The sequence below is a fragment of the Acinetobacter sp. WU_MDCI_Abxd143 genome (assembly GCF_025514195.1).
Taxonomy (GTDB): Bacteria; Pseudomonadota; Gammaproteobacteria; order Pseudomonadales; family Moraxellaceae; genus Acinetobacter; species Acinetobacter pittii_H.
In genome coordinates this window covers 171,279-193,314 of record NZ_JAHPTH010000002.1, presented here as the reverse complement: position 1 = coordinate 193,314, position 22,036 = coordinate 171,279, and the positions used below count along the sequence as shown (strand labels likewise).

18 protein-coding genes and 1 pseudogene are annotated in these 22,036 nt (G+C 39.8%); 13 read left to right on the top strand and 6 right to left on the bottom strand.

The window, feature by feature from the left end; genetic code table 11:
* The first annotated feature begins 141 nt into the window (after positions 1 to 141).
* The 7 genes and pseudogenes from KTI79_RS05625 (at position 142) to KTI79_RS05595 (ending at position 8,565) form a co-directional block, all read left to right on the top strand.
* Complete coding sequence (locus tag KTI79_RS05625; protein WP_014206320.1) at positions 142 to 1,395, top strand: NRAMP family divalent metal transporter; 1,254 nt, start codon at positions 142 to 144, stop codon at positions 1,393 to 1,395.
* 34 nt (positions 1,396 to 1,429) lie between these two features.
* A complete protein-coding gene (locus KTI79_RS05620) occupies positions 1,430 to 2,194 on the top strand; it encodes a LamB/YcsF family protein (RefSeq protein ID WP_086375756.1) in 765 nt (254 codons plus the stop codon).
* Positions 2,195 to 2,205: 11 nt separating this feature from the next.
* Complete coding sequence (locus KTI79_RS05615) at positions 2,206 to 3,012, top strand: putative hydro-lyase (RefSeq protein ID WP_032055892.1); 807 nt, start codon at positions 2,206 to 2,208, stop codon at positions 3,010 to 3,012.
* Positions 3,013 to 3,044: 32 nt separating this feature from the next.
* On the top strand, positions 3,045 to 4,631 hold the full coding sequence (locus KTI79_RS05610) for an urea amidolyase family protein (protein WP_086375755.1): 1,587 nt from the start codon (positions 3,045 to 3,047) through the stop codon (positions 4,629 to 4,631).
* Positions 4,628 to 6,346: an acetyl/propionyl/methylcrotonyl-CoA carboxylase subunit alpha gene (locus KTI79_RS05605; RefSeq protein ID WP_032055889.1), complete on the top strand. Its 1,719-nt coding sequence runs from the start codon at positions 4,628 to 4,630 to the stop codon at positions 6,344 to 6,346. Before KTI79_RS05610 ends, KTI79_RS05605 begins: the two co-directional genes overlap by 4 nt.
* 303 nt (positions 6,347 to 6,649) lie before the next feature.
* Entirely contained in the window at positions 6,650 to 7,870 is a 1,221-nt protein-coding gene (locus KTI79_RS05600; RefSeq protein ID WP_032063565.1) for a chloride channel protein, read from the top strand.
* Between the two features lie 109 nt (positions 7,871 to 7,979).
* Positions 7,980 to 8,565, top strand: a pseudogene (locus KTI79_RS05595) (tetratricopeptide repeat protein).
* On the opposite strand, the gene KTI79_RS05590 reads toward KTI79_RS05595, so the two are convergent.
* Entirely contained in the window at positions 8,551 to 9,048 is a 498-nt protein-coding gene (locus KTI79_RS05590) for a hypothetical protein (RefSeq protein ID WP_032055885.1), read from the bottom strand. The pseudogene KTI79_RS05595 and the gene KTI79_RS05590 overlap by 15 nt on opposite strands.
* Before the next feature lie 964 nt (positions 9,049 to 10,012).
* On the opposite strand from KTI79_RS05590, the gene KTI79_RS05585 reads away from it, so the two are divergent.
* Entirely contained in the window at positions 10,013 to 10,579 is a 567-nt protein-coding gene (locus KTI79_RS05585; protein WP_086375754.1) for a TetR/AcrR family transcriptional regulator, read from the top strand.
* 51 nt (positions 10,580 to 10,630) lie between these two features.
* Here the strand turns inward: KTI79_RS05585 and KTI79_RS05580 are convergent, their stop codons facing one another.
* Positions 10,631 to 11,062, bottom strand: a complete 432-nt coding sequence (locus tag KTI79_RS05580) for an SRPBCC family protein (RefSeq protein ID WP_032055881.1) — start codon at positions 11,060 to 11,062, stop codon at positions 10,631 to 10,633.
* A 128-nt stretch (positions 11,063 to 11,190) separates the two neighbouring features.
* On the bottom strand, positions 11,191 to 12,123 hold the full coding sequence (yddG, locus tag KTI79_RS05575; protein ID WP_032055879.1) for an aromatic amino acid DMT transporter YddG: 933 nt from the start codon (positions 12,121 to 12,123) through the stop codon (positions 11,191 to 11,193).
* Between the two features lie 204 nt (positions 12,124 to 12,327).
* On the opposite strand from yddG, the gene KTI79_RS05570 reads away from it, so the two are divergent.
* Both KTI79_RS05570 and KTI79_RS05565 read left to right on the top strand, forming a co-directional pair.
* Entirely contained in the window at positions 12,328 to 13,278 is a 951-nt protein-coding gene (locus KTI79_RS05570) for a 3-hydroxyacyl-CoA dehydrogenase NAD-binding domain-containing protein (RefSeq protein ID WP_032055878.1), read from the top strand.
* A 238-nt stretch (positions 13,279 to 13,516) separates the two neighbouring features.
* Entirely contained in the window at positions 13,517 to 14,680 is a 1,164-nt protein-coding gene (locus tag KTI79_RS05565) for a zinc-dependent alcohol dehydrogenase (protein ID WP_086375753.1), read from the top strand.
* Between the two features lie 212 nt (positions 14,681 to 14,892).
* On the opposite strand, the gene KTI79_RS05560 is transcribed toward KTI79_RS05565, so the two are convergent.
* Positions 14,893 to 15,429: an NAD(P)H-dependent oxidoreductase gene (locus tag KTI79_RS05560; protein WP_032055874.1), complete on the bottom strand. Its 537-nt coding sequence runs from the start codon at positions 15,427 to 15,429 to the stop codon at positions 14,893 to 14,895.
* Between the two features lie 92 nt (positions 15,430 to 15,521).
* Here KTI79_RS05560 and KTI79_RS05555 point away from each other — a divergent pair, with 92 nt between their 5' ends.
* Positions 15,522 to 15,875 carry a winged helix-turn-helix transcriptional regulator gene (locus tag KTI79_RS05555; RefSeq protein WP_032055872.1) on the top strand — a complete coding sequence of 118 codons (354 nt, stop codon included), beginning with the start codon at positions 15,522 to 15,524 and terminating at the stop codon, positions 15,873 to 15,875.
* 126 nt (positions 15,876 to 16,001) lie between these two features.
* On the opposite strand, the gene KTI79_RS05550 is transcribed toward KTI79_RS05555, so the two are convergent.
* Together KTI79_RS05550 and KTI79_RS05545 are read right to left on the bottom strand one after the other, a co-directional pair.
* Complete coding sequence (locus tag KTI79_RS05550) at positions 16,002 to 16,403, bottom strand: hypothetical protein (RefSeq protein WP_032055870.1); 402 nt, start codon at positions 16,401 to 16,403, stop codon at positions 16,002 to 16,004.
* On the bottom strand, positions 16,396 to 17,736 hold the full coding sequence (locus KTI79_RS05545; RefSeq protein ID WP_086375752.1) for an MFS transporter: 1,341 nt from the start codon (positions 17,734 to 17,736) through the stop codon (positions 16,396 to 16,398). The genes KTI79_RS05550 and KTI79_RS05545 overlap by 8 nt, the downstream gene beginning before the upstream one ends.
* Positions 17,737 to 17,834: 98 nt before the next feature.
* Between KTI79_RS05545 and KTI79_RS05540 the strand changes: the two genes are divergently transcribed.
* Both KTI79_RS05540 and KTI79_RS05535 read left to right on the top strand, forming a co-directional pair.
* A complete protein-coding gene (locus KTI79_RS05540; protein WP_032055861.1) occupies positions 17,835 to 18,731 on the top strand; it encodes a LysR family transcriptional regulator in 897 nt (298 codons plus the stop codon).
* A 104-nt stretch (positions 18,732 to 18,835) separates the two neighbouring features.
* Positions 18,836 to 22,033 (top strand): type VI secretion system Vgr family protein, encoded by a 3,198-nt coding sequence (locus KTI79_RS05535; RefSeq protein ID WP_086375751.1) that lies wholly within the window; start codon positions 18,836 to 18,838, stop codon positions 22,031 to 22,033.
* Positions 22,034 to 22,036 lie beyond the last annotated feature (3 nt).

Genomic DNA, 22,036 nt, shown 5'->3' with positions numbered 1-22,036 from the left:
TATTTTAGACACAAGATTTGATCACCGATTGTGTTGATTGGGGAGCAGGGAATCTTTGTCATTTTAAAGGATTAAAGAATATCGTTTGGGACAAAAAATGGTGTTCTTGGTTCAACTTGAAAATAGCGTTGTTAAGCTCAAATGGATGAGGAACGCATTAATATGTCTTTACTGAAATCTTCTTTTTTATCAGATCGCCAATGGGCCATTGTGGCCTCGATCTTTATGATGGCGACCTCTGCAATGGGGCCCGGATTTTTAACCCAAACTGCTGTATTTACAGTCAAATTAGGCGCGGCATTTGGCTTTGCCATTTTAGTTTCCATTCTGATTGATTATGTGGTTCAACAAAATATTTGGCGAGTGGTCACACTCACTCAAATGCGTGCATCTGATATTGCCAATAAAGCATTGCCGGGTAGTGGTTATTTACTAGCATTTTTGGTGATTTTGGGCGGGTTTTTCTTTAGTGTCGGTAATATTGCCGGTGCAGCTTTGGGTTTAAATGCGCTTTTTGGCCTAGACACAAAGTGGGGCGGTATTTTAAGTGGTGCGTTAGCCATTTTGATTTTTGCCTCTAGAAAAGCAACGCTTGCCATGGATAAAAGCATGATCGTGTTGGGATTGCTTAAAATCCTCCTGATTATTATTGTGGCCGTTATAGTAATGCCTCCTGTTGGGCAAGCTGTACATCAAACCTTTGCTCCAGATCAGATCGACTTTGCCATTATTACCACCATTGTCGGCGGTACGGTTGGTGGCTATATCTGCTATGCAGGTGCACACCGTTTACTCGATAAAGGCGCTGTTGGCCCAGAAAATATTGATGAAGTTGCTAAAGCTGCGACAAAGGGCATTGTTGTAGTCGGCATCATGCGCTATGTGTTGTTCTTGGCTTTTTTAGGTGTGGTGGTGAGCGGGGCAACCATTGATTTAGCCAGCCATGACGCCAATCCGGCAGCTCAAGCATTCCAATATGCAGCGGGTACATTCGGTTTTAAATTATTCGGCTTAATTTTCTGGGCAGCCGGCATTAGTAGCACCATTGGCGCAGCATATACTTCAGTGTCATTCTTTACTGCATTTAAAAAGAACTTAACCCCAAAACAAACCAACTATACGACCATTACCTTTATTGCATTGGCTTTATTGCTCTATGTGTTATTGGGTGCAACTCCGGCAGGCCTACTCATTTTCGTAGGTGGTTTTAACGGATTGGTGTTGCCAATTGGCCTTACAATTTTTGTGTATGTTGCCGCGTGCCGTAAAGATTTAATGGGTAATTATAACTATCCAAAATGGTTGCTTATTTTGGGTGGATTAACATGTCTGTTAACGTGGTGGATGGGCTACATGTCGTTTACGACTGTGTTTAACTATTTGACCAAGCTTTAAGCCAGACGTTGTTAAGTAATAAAGGAATAATGCCATGTTTGTAGATTTAAATAGTGATTTGGGTGAAAGCTTTGGCTCATGGAAAATGGGTAATGATGACCAGATTTTACCTGTCGTGACCAGTGCCAATATTGCTTGTGGCTTTCATGCAGGCGACCCGCTCGGCATTTTAAAAACGGTTCGTAAAGCCGTTGAGCTTGGTGTGACCATTGGTGCTCACGTGTCTTATCCAGACCTTGTAGGCTTTGGCCGCCGTAATATGGATTTGTCACGTGACGAATTGATTGCCGATGTGCTTTACCAAATTTCTGCACTCGATGGTTTGGCGAAAGTAGCAGGCTCAAAAGTGCAATACGTTAAACCACATGGCGCGCTCTACAACACCATTGCACATGACCAAGCTCAGGCAGCAGCCGTGATTGATGCTATTAAAATGTATAACCCCGAATTGGTTTTAGTGGCTTTGGCAGGTTCTAACTTAGTCGAACAGGCACGAGCTGCGGGTTTAAAAGTTGTGTCTGAAGCATTTGCAGACCGTGCATATAACAGCGATGGCTCATTGGTTTCCCGCCGTCTAGAAGGTGCGGTTTTACACGACTCGGCATTTGTTGCGAGCCGTGTGGTGTCTATGCTTAAAAATGGTGGAGTTGAGTCAATTGATGGTGTATTTACCCCAATTCAAGCCGACACCATTTGCCTACATGGCGATACCGACGGTGCGCTAGAGATGTCGGCAGCCATTAAAGCCGAGCTTGTAAAAAATAATATTGTAATTCGCCCATTTGTAAATAAAGCATAAGGAAGAGCGCCATGTATAAGGATATTAAAGTCGACCCAGCTCAGCTTGAAGCCGCATTACATGCACGTTTAAAAATCCGTGCAGGTTTTGATAAACCGACAGCAGGGATGGCTGCAGGTATGACGCAGGTCAACATGATCTCGGTGCCAAAAGAGTGGGCATATGACTTTTTGCTCTATGCACACCGTAACCCTCAAAGTTGCCCAGTGCTTGATGTGCTCGAAGAAGGCATCTATGCAACTAAGCTTGCCGCAGACTCAGACATCCGCACTGACTTTCCGCGTTATCGCATTTGGAAAGATGGCGAAATGGTCGATGAAGTGACCGATGCAAGAGAGATTTATAACGCTCATCCTGATTTGGTGACTTTCTTAATTGGTTGCAGTTTTTCATTTGAAACAGCTTTGCAAGAAGCGGGTATTGAAGTTCGTCATATTCATGACGACACCAATGTGCCGATGTATTTGAGCAATATAAAGTGCGAACCAGCAGGCCGTATTTCAGGAAATATGGTGGTTTCAATGCGACCAATTCCATCGCATCAAATTAGTGAAGCGGTAAAAATTACAGCACGTATGCCGAGTGTACATGGCGCGCCTGTACATATTGGTCACCCTGAAAGCTTAGGCATTAAGGATGTAAATAAGCCAGACTTTGGCGATGCTTCTCGTATTGAAGCGGGTGAAATTCCAGTGTTTTGGGCGTGTGGAGTAACGCCGCAAGCGGCGGTCATGAACTCGAAAATTCCTTTTGCAATTAGTCATGCACCGGGTTACATGTTTATTACCGACATTCCTGACCGTGCTTGGATTGGCTAATTGGACTAAAGAAGAATTAAAAGGATAAGCAAATGCGTTTTTTATCGGTAAACGCCGATTGTTTTCTAATTGAGCTTGCGAGCTTAGAGGAAACTTTAGCGTTGTACAATAAATTGCAAAATACGCAATTGAATGGAATTAAAGACTTAGTCCCCGCTGCAAAAACAATTTTGGTTTTCTTTAATGAGATCGAAACCAACTTTAAAACGCTGGTTGCTTCAATTCAGAGTCTCAAAGTTGATTCTGGATTTGAGCGTAGCGGCCAAGAAGTGATTGTACCGATTTGCTATAACGGCGAAGACCTTGTTCAAGTTGCCGAGTTACAAGGGCTGACTGTTGCAGATGTGATTAGAAAACATCACCAAAGTGTGTGGAATGTTGCTTTTATTGGGTTTGCGCCGGGCTTTGCTTATATGAGCAGTCCCGATAAGCCTTTTACCGATATTCCACGCTTAACGGTTCCGCGTAAAAAAATACAGTCAGGTTCTTTGGGCTTGGCTGGAAAATACTCTGGTATTTATCCAAAAGACAGTCCAGGTGGTTGGCAGTTAATTGGAACCACATCGGAAAAAATGTGGGATTTAGAGCGTAAAAATCCTGCATTGCTGTTACCGGGCATGACCGTACATTTTGAAGATGTGACGCATAGCCCGACAACCGTAAATATACCACAGCAAATTATCCGTACAGCTGAGCCGAAACAATCTCTGCCACTGTTTAAGATTACTGCACCAAGTTTACAGATGCTCATTCAAGATGAAGGGCGCTTAAACCAGACCAATATTGGTGTTGGGGTTGCAGGTGCAATGGATTTATCTGCCATGCATAGTGCTAACCGTATTGTAGGTAACCCAACCGATACACCCGTCATTGAAGTTTTAAATGGCGGCCTAAAAGCCAAAATGCAGCATGCAGGTGTTATTGCGGTGGCGGGTGCGATCTCAAACATTCGTGTGAAATTTGCTGACGGTCAAACTGCAGATTTTGCAAGTTATCAACCGATTGATTTAGACGAAGGCGATGAGTTTCAAATTCAGCCACCAACAGCAGGTTTAAGAAATTATCTGGCAGTTCGCGGTGGTATAGACGTTCAACCAGTACTCAATAGTGCTTCGTTTGACAGCTTGGCAGTGTTAGGACCAGAACCTTTAAAGCTTGGAGATACCATTTATCAAGGGCAAGTAAAGGCAACCAACATTAGCGTAAATGAAGTGGGTAAATGCGACTTGCCACAAGCTGGTGAAGTCGTTGAGCTAGATATTGTAATGGGGCCGCGTACAGACTGGTTTGAACAAGACAGTATTGAACTACTGTGTCAGCAAGAGTGGCTGGTGACCAATGAAAGCAACCGAGTTGGGCTAAGACTTTCAGGTGCACAGCCTTTAACTCGCAAAATTACCTACGAGTTGGAAAGTGAAGGCACATGTATTGGTGCTTTGCAGATTCCACCGAGTGGCCAACCCGTTTTGTTTATGAATGATCACCCTTTAACGGGCGGATATCCGGTCATTGCCGCTGTTGCTAAACACCATTGGGATTTGGTGGCACAGATTCCGGCAGGTTGCCGCATCAAATTTAAAAAAATTGCCGAATTTACAGATTTTGAGAATGAAAGATGAATACAGAAAAATTATTGATTGCTAACCGTGGTGAAATTGCCGTTCGTATTATCCATGCTTGCCGTGATATGGGAATTTCATCAGTCGCGTTATATGCAGATGACGATATTGGTAGCATGCATGTCGAACTTGCCGATGAAGCATGGGGCTTGGCGGGTGCTACTGCTAGCGAGACTTACCTAAATATTCCTGCCATTATCGAAATTGCAAAGAAATCGAAAGTAACCATGGTCCATCCGGGTTATGGCTTTTTATCCGAACGTGCTGAATTTGCCCAAGCCGTGATTGATGCGGGCTTAAAATGGGTCGGGCCATCACCAAGTGCCATTGAAAAGCTGGGCGATAAAATCGAAGCACGTAAAATTGCTGCTTCAGTCGGTGCGCCCTTGGTTCAGGGTACGCAAGACCCACTTAATAATGCAGATGAAGCTTTAGAGTTTGCCAAACAATATGGTCTACCAATTGCCATTAAAGCTGCGTTTGGTGGTGGTGGCCGTGGCTTAAAAGTCGCGTGGAAACTCGAAGAAGTGAAAGAGCTTTATGAATCGGCAGTACGAGAGGCAAAAGCTGCTTTTGGTCGTGGTGAATGTTTTGTCGAGCAATATCTCGATAAACCGCGCCATGTAGAAGCACAAGTGATTGCTGACCAACATGGCAACATTGTGGTGCTCGGCACACGTGATTGTTCATTGCAACGCCGTAACCAAAAGTTAGTTGAAGAAGCACCAGCACCATTTATTAGCGAGGAGATTTACCAGCAAATTTTAACCTCGGCAAAAAACATTTGTCAGGCTGCAAACTATGTGGGTGCGGGAACAGTTGAATATTTACTGAGTCGTGATGGCAAGCTTTCATTCTTAGAAGTAAATACCCGTTTGCAAGTTGAGCATCCAGTGACCGAAGAAACCTCAAAAGTTGATTTGGTGGTTGAGCAAATTCGTGTTGCACAGGGCCGTGAGCTTTCTATTAAAGAAACCCCAAAAGCACAAGGTCATGCCATCGAGTTTCGTATTAATGCCGAAGACCCAGCACGTGGTTTTATTCCGGCCTTTGGTGTGTTGAGTTTATTTGAAGCGCCGTTTGGTCATGGTGTACGGGTTGATACAGGTGTTCGAACAGGTTCATTAGTGTCTAGCCACTTTGACTCACTCATGGCAAAACTGATTGTGACTGGCCCAACACGTGAAGTTGCAATTGCCCGCGCTAAACGTGCTTTAAAACAATTTAAAATTGAAGGTGTAGCTTCGGTTTTAGACTTTCACCGTGCGGTACTTAATGAACCTGACTTTACCGAGGAATTTAATGTACATACGCGCTGGATTGAAAATGACTTTAAACAAGAATTAAAGCCAACCAAACGTGGCATTCCAAACCATCAACAGCCAATGCTGCTTAGCTACATTGAAATTGATGGTAAGTTACACCGTCTAGGTTTACCAGCAGGCATGTTTGCACAAGGTCCAACAACCGCCGTTCAAGCACAAACAGCCGAGCCAGAAGTCAGTGCCGAGCATTTACTTGCTCCAATTAATGGTGTGATTAGCGCTTGGAAAGTTGAAAATGGTGAGCAAGTCACCGAAGGCCAAGTGGTTGCCATTATGGAGGCCATGAAAATGGAAGTACAGGTACTGGCACATCGCAGTGGTGTTATTCAAATTGGCGCAGAGAAGGGCGTGACCTGTCATGCAGAAACTGTGATTGCGAGTATTAATTAAGTTTTCAATAAATGATTTGGCTCACTTAAGCATTAGTTTAATTGGGTCAAATCCAATGCTTATTTATTCACTCAGTTCGTTATTTTTCACAGTACTCGTTAACCATTTTCAGCTTGAAAATCAGCCCTAATTGTGAGATATTTATCACAGTTTAGTGATGTGAAAATTAATCACTGTATTGAAAGCTCGCTTATGCGGGCTTTAATTTTTAGCCCAGTTTAAGCATTTCTCACTTAATGAGCTGGCAGCATAAAAATAATTTGAGAATTTGGCACTCACTTAAAGGCGAATTGAAGAAAGCGAATGAAAATTCTACCTTCATCTGAATATGATCAAATTCTAAAATACAGTGTCTATTGGCTCGTCATCTCGATTGTGATTGGAGTCGTCGCGGGGTTGGCCTCGACTTTAATTTTTGTGGCTTTTGATATTTCAAACAAAGTCCGAAGTTTGCATCACTGGCTCATCTACTTTTTGCCTTTTGTAGGTTTTGGCATTGGTTATCTTATTAAAAAATATGGATCACCGATTGAACGGGGAACCCATTTACTCATAGATGAAATTCACCAGCCTAAGTCGTTTATTCCAAAACGAATGAGCCCCATCATTTTTATTACTTCAATTTTAACGCAGTTATTTGGTGGTTCGGCAGGACGTGAAGCGCCTGCGGTTCAGCTTTCGGGTGCCTTAATTGATCATTTGAGTCATATATTAAAAGTCTCGGAAGATAACCGAAAAATCTGTTTAATCGCCAGTATTGGTGCAGGCTTTGCAGGGGTGTTTGGTTTGCCTCTGGCGGGTGCAATCTATGGGTTAGAAATTACTGCATTAGGTAATTTAAGATACTCAGCTATTTTTCCATGTTTTGTATCGGCGCTGATTGCATCGGCCATCCCTGAGCTATTTGATATTGTTCATCCGCATATTTTTTATGTGATTAGTGAGTTTCCAGCCATTCATTTTGGCACGCTCATGAACTTAATTGTGGCAGGTCTGATCTTTGGTTTAGTCGCACGTTTCTTTATCGCAGCCATCCATTTTGCGAGTGACGTCTTTTATAAATATGTTCGTTATTTGCCTTTAAGAACGATGGTGGGCGGTATCGTCATTATGCTACTTACTTTGTTCACCGCGCATCAGCAATACAACGGTTTGGGTACAGATAAAATCATTTCATCTTTTTATGTACCGATTGAGTTTTACGACTTTTTTAACAAGACTATTTTTACAGCCATCACTTTAGGATCTGGCTTTAAAGGTGGTGAAATTACGCCGTTGTTTTATGTAGGTGCGACGTTAGGGAATGCTTTAGGGGCGATTTTAGACCTACCAATTTCATTGCTTGCAGGCTTAGGTTTAGTGAGCCTGTTTTCTGGAGCAAGTAAAGCACCGCTAACATCTATTATTTTAGCTGTTGAGCTATTTGGAATGAATGTTGCCACTTATGCCATTATTACTTGTTTGTTGGCGGCGTTATTTTCTGGGAATTGTGGGTTGTATCGTCGTAAGAAATTGATGGATTAGGGAGTATTTTATAGGTAGGGTTTGATTGGGTTTTGAGTCAATTGTACTTGAGGATTTATGCTAAAATTCATTCAATATATTTATCATCACAAGAAATTTAATATTTATTATGTTTTTTATTTTAAGAAAAAAACTTCAAAAAATCGGCATTATTTTCGTAGCAATCAACTTATTAGCTTGTAGTCATCAACCAGATTTTAAAGATATTTCGCATTTAGCAGAAAAAGGCGATGCAGGAGCTCAAGCAAAACTTGGTGAATTATATGTAGAGGGAGAAGTTGTTCCTCAAGATTATAAAAAGGCATTTGAATGGTACAGCAAAGCTGCTAATCAAGGAAATGCAGAGGCACAGGATAATTTGGGAGCAATGTATGCTCTTGGGCAAGGGCGTAGAGCTAAATAATAAAAAAGCCTTTGAGTTATATAGCAAAGCGGCTGAGCAAGGAAATGAAAAAGCACAAAATAACTTGGGAGCGATATATGCTCTTGGGATAGGTGTAAAACAAGATTATAAGAAAGCATTCGAATGGTATAGCAAAGCTGCTCAACAGGAAAATGACGAAGCGCAATTTACAGTAGGGATGATGTACTATAAAGGTGAAGGCGTACAACAAAACAATGAATTAGCCGAAAAGTGGCTAAGAAAAGCAGCAGAAAATGGCAATAAAGATGCCTTGTCACTATTTGAGGAATAGCCATTTTTCTATAACATGGATTTGCTGTTTTGTGGCTTCAATTAGGTGAGGAGAATTCTCTAAAGTCCATGTTTCATCACACCAATCGCAAGCATCGTAAAAAGATTGTAGCCAAGTAGGGTAATAAATGATGTTATCTGGAAGATTTCTTGGAGCACCCATAAAACCTGTTTCTAAATTATTGAAAATAGTACATAGTTGAACTGGGCTTAAATTATATTGCTGATAATTATTTAAAATATTTAAAAAAAATCTAGCTGCTAATATTTCTGCTTCAATACAATTATATGAAAAACTAGGGTCTGTTAAGTTTATTATTCGAAGTAATAAAGAATTATAATCATTAAATGGTAGTAGTAATTCGGTAAAGTAATCTATTTGAAAATTTTCATTTTCTTCAATATATTTATTAGTCTTTTCCGTTTTTTCTTGAGCAGTATGTTCTCCATAATAAAACTCGATATATAAAGACTTTAATGTCATTAGATAACTCTAATCATTTTTATAATGAAAATATATCATACTAAAAATATTAGAAATTTCATAATAAGCTAAATTATATTCTTGTCCACTAAATAACTTTTATTCTTCCCAATCATTCTACTTTGATACAATTGTCATTTCGTACGCTTGACGACAACAAAAGTGAATAATATCCTTTCTTTCTAGTAGGACGGAAAGAGGACATCTTAGGATGTGCTGGTCTCTTTGGCACCAGTCTGCTAACTCTTTTTCGTTCTGCTACCATAATTATTTAGCAGAGATAGTTATTTCATTCTTGAGTTTTTATTTAATTTTTATAACTAGACAAACAGATCCTAAATATCAATATTTAATTAGTTTTTTAAATCTTCAAAACTTGAAAATAATTTAAAACTTAACCGCTCTACTTTAATACAAATGTCATTTCCCACGCTTGACGCCAACAAAAGCGAATACTATCCTTTGCGGGCTGGCCTACATTGCCAGTCGGCTTTGACAGGCCGTCATCATCTAGAACATCAAAAAAGTAATTTTTTGGTGTTGAACTCGTTCGTCCCCCTTCGTAGCGGTAGGACGGAGGAGGGACGCCTTGTGCGTGCCAGTTCCTAGATGACTGGTCTGTCAACCCGCCTTCGTTCTGCCACCATAATCATTTGACAGTGATTAGGTAGAACTTCTATTTCATCTAGGAGTCCGCTATGCGTACTAATTCTTCTCATTTATTGGCCTTTGCCAAACTCTCTCTAGCCATACCGCTTAAACAGTTTATAAATCGGTTTAATCGACTCTAGGTTTTTACGCCTAAACATTGTTACGACTAAAACATAGCAACAATAAAACCGAGGTAGGCGAGCACACCATTATTGTGCGGCTTTTACATGCCTGTTTTTAGCACTCAATTTAAGAGTGACGGTATTTCTATCTCTTTTACATACAACAAAAAATTATTTTAAACGGTATAACTATGCCAAATTTAGAAGCTTCATTTAGAGCACTACGAGTGCTGCACACAGCAAAAGATTTATTTACTCAAAATGGGTTTAACAAGGTCGGAGTTGACCGAATTATTGCTGAGGCCAAAATTCCCAAAGCGACTTTCTATAACATCTTTCATTCAAAAGCACGACTGATCGAGATGTGTTTAACCTTTCAAACGGATGCGCTCAAAGTAAAAGTCCTTTCAATTATCAATTCATACAGCGGACTTATGGTGTTCGATAAAATCAAGCAAATTTACTTTTTACATGCCAATTTAGATGGGTTTTACCGTTTACCATTTAAAGCAATTTTTGAAATTGAAAAGTGTTATGCAACGGCTTATCGAGTGGTTGTTGATTATAGAAACTGGTTTATAAATGAGCTTTATAAGCTGCTTCTTACTGTAAAAACTACCGCTTCAATAAAAGACGCCCACATGTTTCTATTTGCGATTGATGGAGCAATGGTTCAGTTGTTAAGTGCCAATAGCGTAGATGAACGGGATAAATTATTAGATTACTTTTTATTTATGCTATCTGAGTATTCAACTTAAACCTTAAAACAAAAAGCCCGTGATTGGGCTTTTTTTGTGGATATTAGTCGATTAAAACTTAAGTTTTTTAAGCCCGCGACTCACACCATTTTGTAGAGCGGCTTTAATAATAGGGCCAATAAATGGTACGCGGCCTTTAAAGCTAATGGTGTAATCCAAACGACTACGATTATTTCCCAAATCAGTAAATTTCATTACACCACGGTGAGCTTTAATTGGGCTAATGCCGCTCGTAATTGCATATTCGATCAGTTCATTTTCTTTATAAACTAAATTGGTTTCTACAAATGAAGGGGTCAATGGAATAGACATTTTGCGCGCAGAGCCAACACCATTACGAGCGTCTTTTCCGTCGCTTATACGAGTCACTTTAGCAGGAGCGAAAAGTTTACTTAGGTTTTCATGCTCACTTAAAGTCGCGAAGACCTTGTCTACGGGTGCATCAAATTCTTGTACGATGTTGATTTTTTGAGTTTTTAACATCTTATTCCCTCTAGAAATTATTTTGACATTGGTAATTGTCAGAATTTGGATGTTAGCACGCTTTGGGCAATGGGGGAATTCTTCTTCGTCGGAGTTATCGCATACTTAAAAAATTCACTTTGGTACATCTACAATGCTTTTTGGCCTTTTCTTAATTTTTTAAAGAAGGGCTGAATCACAGACCAGTTGGTTGAAACCCAGCAAATAAAGGAACCGGCCGTCACCATTGCTGTTCCTTGCCAAAAGCTCATTGAAAGTTGAGTTTGTAAAACAAACATCGCCAAAATAGACGAAATGATCGGGGTGAAATAAGAGGCCACCACAAGCACGGTAATGTTTCCATGAATGATGCCAATATTCCACGCGGCATAACCAAAACCCATGGCAGCAGACGCTACTAAAAGGGTGATGACGGTTGGAATATCCATTGACGGAATAGCGAATTGCCCCGATACAAGCAGCTTGAACCATAGCGTGAGCGCGACACCAACAAAGAAAATGGAAATTGGATTTTGCCCATTACTTAATTTTTTAGTGAGTACACAGTAAAAAGCCCAAATGATGGCGCCTGCAAATGCCAAAATATAGCTCAGTGGGTTGCTATGAAAATTATCGACAAGACTATTTAGACTAAAATCACCGCTTCCAGTTTGAATAAAAATAATGCCGAAAATTGAAAGCATTAGACCTAAAATAATAAGGAAATTAAACTTTAATTCCTTAAAAATAACAAAAGCTAAAACCGTTAAACTCGGCCACAGATAGTTAACAATACTAATTTCAATTGCTTGCCGTGCTGTCTGAGAATAAGCAATTGCAAATGAGAAGCACACTTCATAAGCCACGAACAGAATTGTGCCAAATATTAAGTATTTTTTAGAGATCTGCTTAAAATCTGGAACTTTGAAAATGGCAAGCAACAGTAGCGCACTTAAAGAATAAATAAAGGTAACACCTAGCTCAGGCCCAATGGCGGCACTGACTTGTTTCATTAAGCCGACCAGAGATGCCCACATGAGAATGGCGCTTAAACCAATCAATGTTGCTAGATTTTTTGACATAAAATTCAATAAATAACGGTTAAAAAATGGTAAAAGATGAAGCTATATAGATGAAAGGAATAAATTTTCAAGCTAAGGAATATAGGACAAATTATATAAAATATAAACAATTAAATTTATTGATTGGTTGAATCTGCTATGTTTATTTAAGCATTCATTTGAGTAAAGAAATTTCGGATAAAACAACATTTGTACGAGGAAAATATGGAAGTCATTAAAACGGTTGGTGTTGTTGGAGCTGGTGTAATAGGTGCGAGTTGGACGGCCTTATTTTTATATAAAGGATTTAAAGTTAATGTTTACGACCCGTATCCGATCGATGAAGCGGTCTTTAAAAAAAGAATATCTGCAAATTTAAATGATTTATTGGCTTTAGACCAAAACGCTGAACACAGTTATTCTCCGCAAGATGTACTGCTTCATCTGGAAATTTTTAATAGTTTAAAAGATGCAGTTTCAGACGTAGATTTTATTCAGGAAAATGCCCCTGAACGTCTCGATGTGAAACAACAGCTATATCAAGAAATCACGGCATATTGCCCTGAACATACCATTATTGCTTCAAGTTCATCGGGCTTAAAAGTGTCTGATTTTCAAAAAGAGGCGCAACATCCTGAACGTATTTTATTAGGTCATCCTTTTAATCCGCCTCATCTCTTACCTTTGGTCGAGATCGTTGGCGGTAATTTGACTGATCCTCAAATTTTAAAACAGGCTTCTGAGTTCTATAAACAGTTGGGCAAGAATCCAATTGTTTTAAATAAAGAAGTAAAAGGGCATGTCGCAAACCGTTTGCAGGCTACGTTATGGCGAGAAGCTTTTTCATTGGTTGAACAAGGTGTGTGTTCTGCCGAAGATGTCGATGTCGCGATTACCAGTGGGCCGGGTTTAAGATGGGCGTTATTTGGTCCCTACATTAATATGCAGCTTGCCAATCAAAAGGGCTTTAAAGAAGCAATTCATCATTTAGGCCCACCAATGACAGAATGGTGGAATGATATGCATGCATTTCAACATTCAGACGAGACAACAGAGTTATTGGAAACACAAACCAACCAGCTATTAACACAATATAAAGATATCGATTTATATCAAACCAGAGATAAAGGTCTGGTCGATATCTTAAAGCTCAGACAACAACTTAAGTTAGATTAATTCAAAATATTAGAATAGAGCCAATCATTTTATTGCAGAGATGATTGGCTTTTTTGTTTGGGGTAAATAACAAAAACATCCCTAGCTGAAACAATCTTAGATTCATTAAATGTTACTGAAATTCCTATCGCGTTGCATTTGAACTATATGTCTTACGTGAAAAGTAAGAATCGTTGCAAACCGTAAAGAAAGCCTCCTCATAATCAAAGGACATGATAGAAAATAGAGGAATAACAATATGCGCGCTTTAACTTACCACGGTGCAGAAGACGTTCGAGTAGAAACAGTAGCAGACCCTATTATTCAAGAACCAGATGACATTATTTTACGCGTGACAGCCACAGCGATATGTGGCTCTGACTTACATTTATATCGAGGCAAAATTCCTAGAACCGAGCAGGGCGATATCTTTGGGCACGAATTTATGGGTGTGGTTGAAGAGGTCGGTCCAGCCGTCACCGCAGTAAAAAAGGGTGATCGTGTCATTGTTCCTTTTGTGATTGCCTGTGGTGAATGTTTCTTTTGCCAACTTGACCTAACTGCTGCTTGCGAAACCACGAATACAGGGCGCGGCGCAATTATTAATAAAAAGCAGATTCCACCAGGTGCCGCTTTATTTGGCTATAGTCATCTTTATGGCGGTGTACCGGGCGGGCAAGCGGAATATGTGCGTGTGCCAAAAGCCAATAAAGGCCCTTTTAAAGTGCCAACCTCATTGTCAGATGAAAAAGTACTTTTCTTGACCGATATTTTACCGACTGCTTGGCAAGCCGTGTCCAATGCCCAAGTGAAACGTGGCTCAACCGTTGCAATTTATGGGGCTGGTCCAGTCGGACTGTTAAGTGCTGCTTGTGCCAAGATGCTCGGTGCTGAAAAGATATTTATGGTCGATCACAATGACTATCGATTGAACTATGCAGCGGCAACATACGGCGCTATTCCAGTGAATTTTGACGAAGTCGATGCTGCTGAATTTATTATTCAACATACCGACAATTACCGTGGTGTCGATGCTGTGATTGATGCCATTGGCTTCGAGGCAAAAGGCAGTGTGATTGAAACAGTCCTGACCAATTTAAAGCTTGAAGGTTCAAGTGGTGCAGCACTGCGTCAATGCATTGCGGCAGTTCGCCGTGGTGGGGTGGTCAGCGTACCGGGTGTATATGCAGGCCCAATTCATGGTTTCTTATTTGGCGATGCTTTTGATAAAGGACTAACTTTTAAAATGGGTCAAACCCATGTGCATCAATATTTACCGCAACTTTTAGAACTGATTGAGCGCGGCGAATTAACACCTGAAACGATTATTACCCACCGAATGAAATTAGAAGATGCCGCAGAGGGATACCGCATTTTTAATGAAAGAGAAGAGGACTGCCGTAAGGTGATTCTGCTTCCTTAACATTCTCAATCTTATAATTCATTCTTAAGCCTCTTAGTGAAAGGGGCCTTAATTATTGGAACTTATATGTGCTTATACGGTACGAAGGGACTGGGTGGCTAGTTGTAGATGACGGTTGAAATCATTACAAGGACAAACTGTAAAAACTATTTACCTTTGCACCTGTAGCTTAAACTAAAAGAGAGCATCGATATTGATGCTCTCTTTTGACATTATGCTTCAGTTAAATGCTTTAATACTTTATGGCCATGCTCAACCGATTTTAACTGAATTTTAGACTCCGAATTACCCGATAAAGGTGATACGTCATAAAGCAAATAAGTGCCACTTAATTGCATTTGCGTATATTGAACTGAATATTGAACCGCTTTTAAAAAGCTATCGATTAAATTTTCTTGGACATTCACCATATCAGCTTCTTTTTGCCCAACCGTCATACTAATAATGACTTTTTTGTCTTTTAATTTGTCGCCCTGAGAGCCATAAGCGAACTGATAAGTAAAAACTTCATCAAACCATAACTTTAAGATTGCTGGCATATTAAACCAGAACATCGGATATTGCAGAATGATGGTGTCGTGGCGTAATAACGCTTCTTGTTCAGCACTCACGTCAATTTTATAGTCTGGATAAAGCTGGAAAATATCTCGCACTTCAAGGTCCGGATAGGTTTTTATAAGTTCATTCACAATTGTTTTATTTGCAATTGATTGAGCGTAGTAGGGATGGGCCAAAATAAGTAAAGCCATAATAATGCCTTGTAGCTATAAAAATCATAGTCACTATAATTTTTATAGTATGGGTGTACAATAACTATCAAAGTTGATAGGTGGCATTAAAAATGGCAAATACTAAAAATAAATGTGAAATCAGTATGAATGGAAAAACTTATCCATGTCATATCAGTATGGCTATGGACTTGGTGGGTGGAAAATGGAAAGGCGTTATTTTGTATTACTTAAAAGATGGGCCAAAACGTTTTAATGAAATCAATCAATTAATGCCAACAATCACAGAAATGACTTTAAGTCTTCAACTTAAACAATTAGAGCAAAGTGGCTTAATCTCCAGAACTGTTTATGGTGAAAAAGCACCGATTAAAGTAGTCTATGAAATGACTGAGTTGGGTCAATCTTTTAAGCCTGTTTTAGAGTCTTTATCGGCATGGGCACATACGATGATTAATCAGGAATAAGATTAAAAAATTAACTTTCTTAAAAATGTAAATATTAGCCCCATCCCTTTGCATGGGGCTTTTTATACCCAAAAATTACTCACAAATAAGCAAAATAGGTGCCATCTTTAAGCTACTTTAGATGAGTTAAGAAGATGAAGGAACTAAAGTTTCATGTAAATACAGCCAATAACATTTTTTATCTTCTACTTTAATGCAGGCCGTCGAAGTGCGTACTGTCTCGATTCCATCAGTTTGCTGATGTTCCTGATATTGCACCCAACAATAATTTTCAAATTCGTATAAAGCTGTACTCTTAATAATGTCGATTTTTAAAGAGGGTTTCTTTCCAATATTTTGACTAAATAAGTTTTTAACTTCGGCTAAACCAATACTCTGACCTTGAACCGTGACCATCTTAAAATTTTGATCAAAGCTATCTAAAAGCGGGCTCAGACTTTGCTCTGCATTTTTTCCTGTAAATACATTTTCGATCAAAACATGTAGGTCAATGACACTTTGAATAGCCTGATCCATTTGTTTAGACATAGGTTTTCTCCTTTAAAACGGGAATGAGTGAAAGTAAGCAGAGTAAAGCTGCAATTAAAAAAGTATGTTGATAGCGAAGCAGATCGCTTGAGCTAGACATCAAGTTATATATTGAAATCAGTACAACAGTACCGACACTAAATGAAACTTGTCGATTAATATTCCAGAGCACACTTCCTTGTAATAAATCTTGGCCTGAAAAATCAATTAGTGAGCTAATTTGGGAAATGTTGGCGCTTAGACCGCCCCCCATACCCATCAATAAATAAGAAATCACTAAAAAGCTTAAAGGGCTTGTGTTTGAAATACAAAACAAAAGAAATATGCCAAAGCTATGTAGGGTTATTCCAATAATAAGAAAAGACTTTTTTCCTAACCCTTGATAGAGCAGGCCACCACTAATCATGGCTGCGAGTGCCCCAGTTGCATAGAGCAACATGAATAAACCAGTTTGTTTTGCATTAAAGCCGAAGTTAAGTTGTAAATTAAAAATATTGAGTAAATTAACGCCTGTAAAAATACCCGGAACGGCGTAATAGACAATAAATGCATTACGTAAATTTTTATTTTTTAATAATTGAAGATTAAGAATAGGATGGGAAATTCTTTTCGCATGTCGAATATAAAAAATAAGCATTCCGACCGAAATTAGAAAACTGCTTACAGCCGACGTGAGATTGTGATAATCCCCATAGAATGAAAATGAGAATAACAAACATAACAAGCTTATATTAAAAATAAACAAGCCTTTTATGTCTGGTTTTTCACTCGACACATTCTCTGTTTTTTTAATCCAGAACCATGCTAGGGCTGATGCAAGTAAAGAAAAAGGAAGGTTAGATAAGAATACCCATCGCCAATTCAATGAATCAATAATCACACCGCCAATCGCAGGTGAAAAAGCTGGAGCAATTAAGGCAATTGCCATAATCATTGTAGAAATGCGTTGGCGCTCTTGATTGGGGAATAGGGCATATACGAGAGCTTGGCCGACTGGAATTAATAAACCTCCAGCGATACCTTGAATAAATCGCCAAAAGATTAAGCTATAAATCGATTCACTAAAGCCAATAAAACAGTTGCTTATCGAAAATAACAGCATCGAATAACACAATAACTTTTGGTTTCCTAACTTGGTGGCTAACCATAAACTCATGGGCATAATTAAAATGAGGCCGAGAATATAAGCATTTGTTACCCAAGCGACCATAGATTGGCTAACTGAAAATGACGATGCAATATGAGGTAATGCAATTGCAGACATAAAAATGTTAATGCAATCAATAAAGAACCCAAGTAAAAACACTGTTGCTATTTTATATCGATAAGACATACCTACCTCCGTGCAGGCAGGGTAAGATCCAGCTCTTTTATTGTCGATGCAAGCGAAGTAAAATCATTGTTTGATAATTTTAAACAATTGGCTTAATTGTGCAAAAAAACCTCAAGCAAATTACCAGTTTTTTACAAGTCGTTGATTCCGGTTCTTTTACCAAGGCTGCTGAAATTTTAGGCTTAAGCCGGTCAATGGTGAGTATTGATATAAAACAATTAGAAAAGCAGCTAAATACAAGCCTATTAATTCGCAACACCCGTAATATTGCATTAACTGAAATTGGTCAGCATTTTTATGAAGATTTTAAACAAATCCAACTTCAGATTGATGAAGCATTTGAGCGAAGCCAACACTTAGGTACAAGCATTACAGGCACTTTACGGTTTTCGTCTACCAATGAATTTGGCCAACGTTTCATTTTGCCTTTACTTCCTGAGTTTTGTCGGCTTTACCCACATTTACGTTTACAGTATTCGTTTAATTCATCTCTCGATGATTTAGTGACTGAAAAATTAGATCTGGTTATTCGACTAGGGAATTTAAAAAACTCATCTCTAAAAACTCGAAAAATCGGAGAATATCCAATTTATATTGTTGCTACTCCACAATTTATACAAAACCATCCTGTAGAAAATATATCTGATTTAGCAAATGTTCCGTGGATTGGTCACACATTATTGAACTGGCAAGATTCACAATATATTTTGGAAAATAGTTTAGGTGATCAGTATTCATTACCTTTTATTCGAAGTCAGTATGAATCAAACTCGGTAACAGCCATTCATCAAATGGTTCTCTCATCTTTAGGTATTGCGATTTGCCCTGCATGGTTAGTTGATGAAGATATTCAACAAAATCGCTTAATTCGATTATTTCCCGATTTCTCACTACCGCTACAAAGTATTCAATTACTTTATCCTAACACTTCTAATTTATCGGCCAAAACGAGAGCATTTATAGACTTTTTGGTGGCCCATCTTTCTTTTAGATAAACTAAAAAGTATCTAAGTCATGGAAGATAAGCTATTTTATATAAATAGACAATTCTGTCTGTTTTTTATAAAATATCGATGATTATGACTCAGTTTTTATAATAATGATGTCCCATAAAATATTTCAAATTTTAGATAGTTTAGGGTTGGTCGCACAGAACCGCGTTCTTCATGTGCAATTTTCCAACGCATCATTAAACAATCAAGTTTTCTTACAACGTATTGAAGGCGAGCATACGCTCAACCAAGGTAGCGTTGCTGAGTTACTGTGTCTGTCGACAAACGCGCATATTGCATTAAAACAATTTATTGGCTGTCAGGTTGCCATCGATCAGGTGACAGATACAGGCCAGTTCTTTAGAACTACGGGCATTATTACCCAAGCCAGCCAAGGGCAAAGCGACGGTTCACTCACCATTTATAACCTCACCTTAAAAGACCCAACAGCACTCTGGCATAAACGCCGTAATAGCCGCGTATTTATGAATAAAAGCGTGCGGGATATTAGTGAAATTCTGTTTAAAGAATGGCAGGGCAAAAGCCCATTGTTTGCCTCAAGCTTAACCCTTGATACATCTGGTTTAAGCAAAGACTACGATGTGCGTCCATTTGTGATGCAGTCAAACGAAAGTGACTATGACTTTTTAACTCGCTTGTGGCGTAGTGAAGGCATTAACTGGCTGATTGATGAATCACAGCTTTTTGTCGCTGACCCGAATGCTTCCATTCAGCCACAAGTCTTACGTTTAATTGACGATAACCAAAACTATCAAGCCCTTGAACGTCGTAGCCTCCGCTACCAACGCAGCAGTGCGACAGAACAGTTCGATACCATTACCCAAGTCAAGGCAGAGCGCCGCTTACAACCAACCTCGGTTCATGTGCAACGCTGGCAAGCCGATGCCCTACAACAAGAAGAAGGTAGTGGCAGCGTACAAGGCACGCAAAAGCACAGCGAACACTATGACAATGCCAGCCTAAACCTTGAAGATGCATGGCATGTTAGCCCTGCTTGGATGCAGGACCTAAAAGGCGAAGACCAAGCTACAGCTTCAGGCAATAGCCAGATTGAACAGCTTAACCAGCACATCAATGCTTACCATCACCTAAGTTCGAAACAGTTTACCGTTTCGGGTAATGTCCGTGATGCACAGGTCGGTTACTGGTTTGAACTCAATGATCACCCAGAACTCGACCAACATGACAGTGCCGATAAAGAATTCTTAATTTTAAGCAAGCACTACTACAACCAGAATAATTTACCGAAAGAATTACAACAGCAACTTGAGCGTCTGTTGCCAAAAGACAAGCTCAAGGCAGCTCAACTCGATAGCCAAAACCCTGAGCAGCGCCACTTTGCTGAGCTGAACGTGGTTCGACGCAACATTAAAGCTGTGCCTGAATATAACCCGCTAGAACACCGACCAGCCGCTCACCCGCAGCGCGCTAGAGTGGTGGGTTTAGAGGGTGAAAGCATTCATGTCGACCAGTGGGGACGTATTAAAGTCCGTTTCCTGTTTACCCGAACTGACGACCATAGCCATGACGGTGGGGCAGGAAGTAACGACAATGACACTGACTCCGCTTGGGTTGATGTGCTGACTCCATGGGCGGGCGCAGGCTATGGCGCACGCTTCTTACCACGTGTCGGTGAGATTGTTGCCATCGATTTCTTTGACGGCAATATTGACCGCCCATTTGTGGTGGGGCGTATTCATGAAGCTGAACGTCACCCGACCCAGTTCGACCAGAAAGGCCAGTTACCCGACACTAAAAAACTCAGTGGTATTCGCTCCGAAGAAGTGGATGGTAAAGGTTTTAACCAACTCCGTTTTGATGACACCACAGGGCAAATCAGTGCCCAGCTACAAAGTAGCCATGCAGCCAGCCAGCTCAACTTGGGTAACTTAAGCCATCCAAAAGACAAGGCGGAAAGTGAAGGTCGTGGTGAAGGCTTTGAACTCAGAACTGACCAGTGGGGTGCGGTGCGAGCGGGAAGTGGGTTACTGATTATTACCCATAAACAAGACCAAGCTCAAGATGTACACCTAGATGCAAATGAGGCCAAACAACAAATCGAAGGCGGTCTGAACAATGCCAAGGCACTCAGTGAAGTTGCTAAAAATCAGCAAACTGATCCATTGGAAGTTCTTGAGAACTTAAAAACGTTCATAGAGCAAATTGAAGAAAAAGATCAAGACAAAGCTGCTGCTTTTAAGCAAGCTTTGATGATTTTAACGGCACCTAATAGTATTGCTCTAGCCAGTAATGAAGACATTCATCTCAGCGCAGATGCTCAGTTAAGTCAAACTGCTGGTGATAGTATTAATCTGTCTACACAAAAGAATTTAATCGCACATGCTCAAAACAAGATTAGCCTTTTTGCAGCGCAAGAAGGCGCAAGACTCTATGCAGGCAAAGGCAAAGTTGAGATACAAGCACAAGGCGATGGTGCAGATTTAATTGCCCGTAAAGCTGTTCAGGTGATTTCGACTGAAGACAAAATTGAAATTAGTGCTTCTAAAGAAATCGTTATTACGGCGGGTGGATCTCAAATCAAGATTAATGGCTCGGGAATTTTCCCTGTCACTGGCGGTAAGTTTGAGGTGAAGGCTGGGCAGCATTTGTTTATGGGGGGGGGAAGTGCGAATTTTAGTTCTTCACTACCGTCTCCGCCCAAACGTAGCCCAGGAAATTTAGAGCTCATCCATGATTATGCGCATGGTGAGTTTGTTAAAGGTGGAAGTTATACGGTTGTTGATAACTTAGGAAAAGAAGTCACTGGCAAGTTAGATGATAAGGGATTTGCAAGAGTTTCTGGCTTAGCAACAGGTGCAGTAAAAGTCTTCTTTGAACCAGATCACCGTGATCCTTGGGATGCAGCAAGTGACTTTAAACGTCCAGTTGAGTGGCCAAATAAGAATGATGCGGATACTGAACAATCAGATTCATTAATTGCACAAATGAGTAAAACAGCCCAGTCCAGACTCGGTGAATTATCTAAACAATTAACCAATCCTGCGAATATTATGAAAAATATTCAAACTGCACAAAGCATAAAATCTGAAGGAGCAAAGGCTTTAATGCCAATGTTAAAAACAGAGGCGCAGGGATTAGTGACTGATCAAGTAAAAAGCTTTTTACCCATTTCAGAAGTAGGCCAAAAAATAGGTAACAACATTGATCTTGCATCAATTCAAAAAATAAATGACTTCAGCAAATTAAGTTCTGTTGATGGCAGTAGCTTGGTGACTAATGCTCTTCCTCAATATTTGCAAAGCCCTTTTAAAAAGAATTCGTAGAGA

Excerpts from the sequence above, each read along its gene's own strand:
- KTI79_RS05570 (WP_032055878.1), top strand. The coding sequence starts at position 12,328 with ATGGAAGTCATTAAAACGGTTGGTGTTGTTGGAGCTGGTGTAATAGGT.
- KTI79_RS05590 (WP_032055885.1), bottom strand. The coding sequence starts at position 9,048 with ATGACATTAAAGTCTTTATATATCGAGTTTTATTATGGAGAACATACT.
- KTI79_RS05585 (WP_086375754.1), top strand. The coding sequence starts at position 10,013 with ATGCCAAATTTAGAAGCTTCATTTAGAGCACTACGAGTGCTGCACACA.
- KTI79_RS05565 (WP_086375753.1), top strand. The coding sequence starts at position 13,517 with ATGCGCGCTTTAACTTACCACGGTGCAGAAGACGTTCGAGTAGAAACA.
- KTI79_RS05620 (WP_086375756.1), top strand. The coding sequence starts at position 1,430 with ATGTTTGTAGATTTAAATAGTGATTTGGGTGAAAGCTTTGGCTCATGG.
- KTI79_RS05580 (WP_032055881.1), bottom strand. The coding sequence starts at position 11,062 with ATGTTAAAAACTCAAAAAATCAACATCGTACAAGAATTTGATGCACCC.
- KTI79_RS05625 (WP_014206320.1), top strand. The coding sequence starts at position 142 with ATGGATGAGGAACGCATTAATATGTCTTTACTGAAATCTTCTTTTTTA.
- KTI79_RS05615 (WP_032055892.1), top strand. The coding sequence starts at position 2,206 with ATGTATAAGGATATTAAAGTCGACCCAGCTCAGCTTGAAGCCGCATTA.
- KTI79_RS05605 (WP_032055889.1), top strand. The coding sequence starts at position 4,628 with ATGAATACAGAAAAATTATTGATTGCTAACCGTGGTGAAATTGCCGTT.
- KTI79_RS05555 (WP_032055872.1), top strand. The coding sequence starts at position 15,522 with ATGGCAAATACTAAAAATAAATGTGAAATCAGTATGAATGGAAAAACT.
- KTI79_RS05550 (WP_032055870.1), bottom strand. The coding sequence starts at position 16,403 with ATGTCTAAACAAATGGATCAGGCTATTCAAAGTGTCATTGACCTACAT.
- KTI79_RS05600 (WP_032063565.1), top strand. The coding sequence starts at position 6,650 with ATGAAAATTCTACCTTCATCTGAATATGATCAAATTCTAAAATACAGT.
- KTI79_RS05610 (WP_086375755.1), top strand. The coding sequence starts at position 3,045 with ATGCGTTTTTTATCGGTAAACGCCGATTGTTTTCTAATTGAGCTTGCG.
- KTI79_RS05560 (WP_032055874.1), bottom strand. The coding sequence starts at position 15,429 with ATGGCTTTACTTATTTTGGCCCATCCCTACTACGCTCAATCAATTGCA.
- yddG (WP_032055879.1), bottom strand. The coding sequence starts at position 12,123 with ATGTCAAAAAATCTAGCAACATTGATTGGTTTAAGCGCCATTCTCATG.
- KTI79_RS05535 (WP_086375751.1), top strand. The coding sequence starts at position 18,836 with ATGATGTCCCATAAAATATTTCAAATTTTAGATAGTTTAGGGTTGGTC.
- KTI79_RS05545 (WP_086375752.1), bottom strand. The coding sequence starts at position 17,736 with ATGTCTTATCGATATAAAATAGCAACAGTGTTTTTACTTGGGTTCTTT.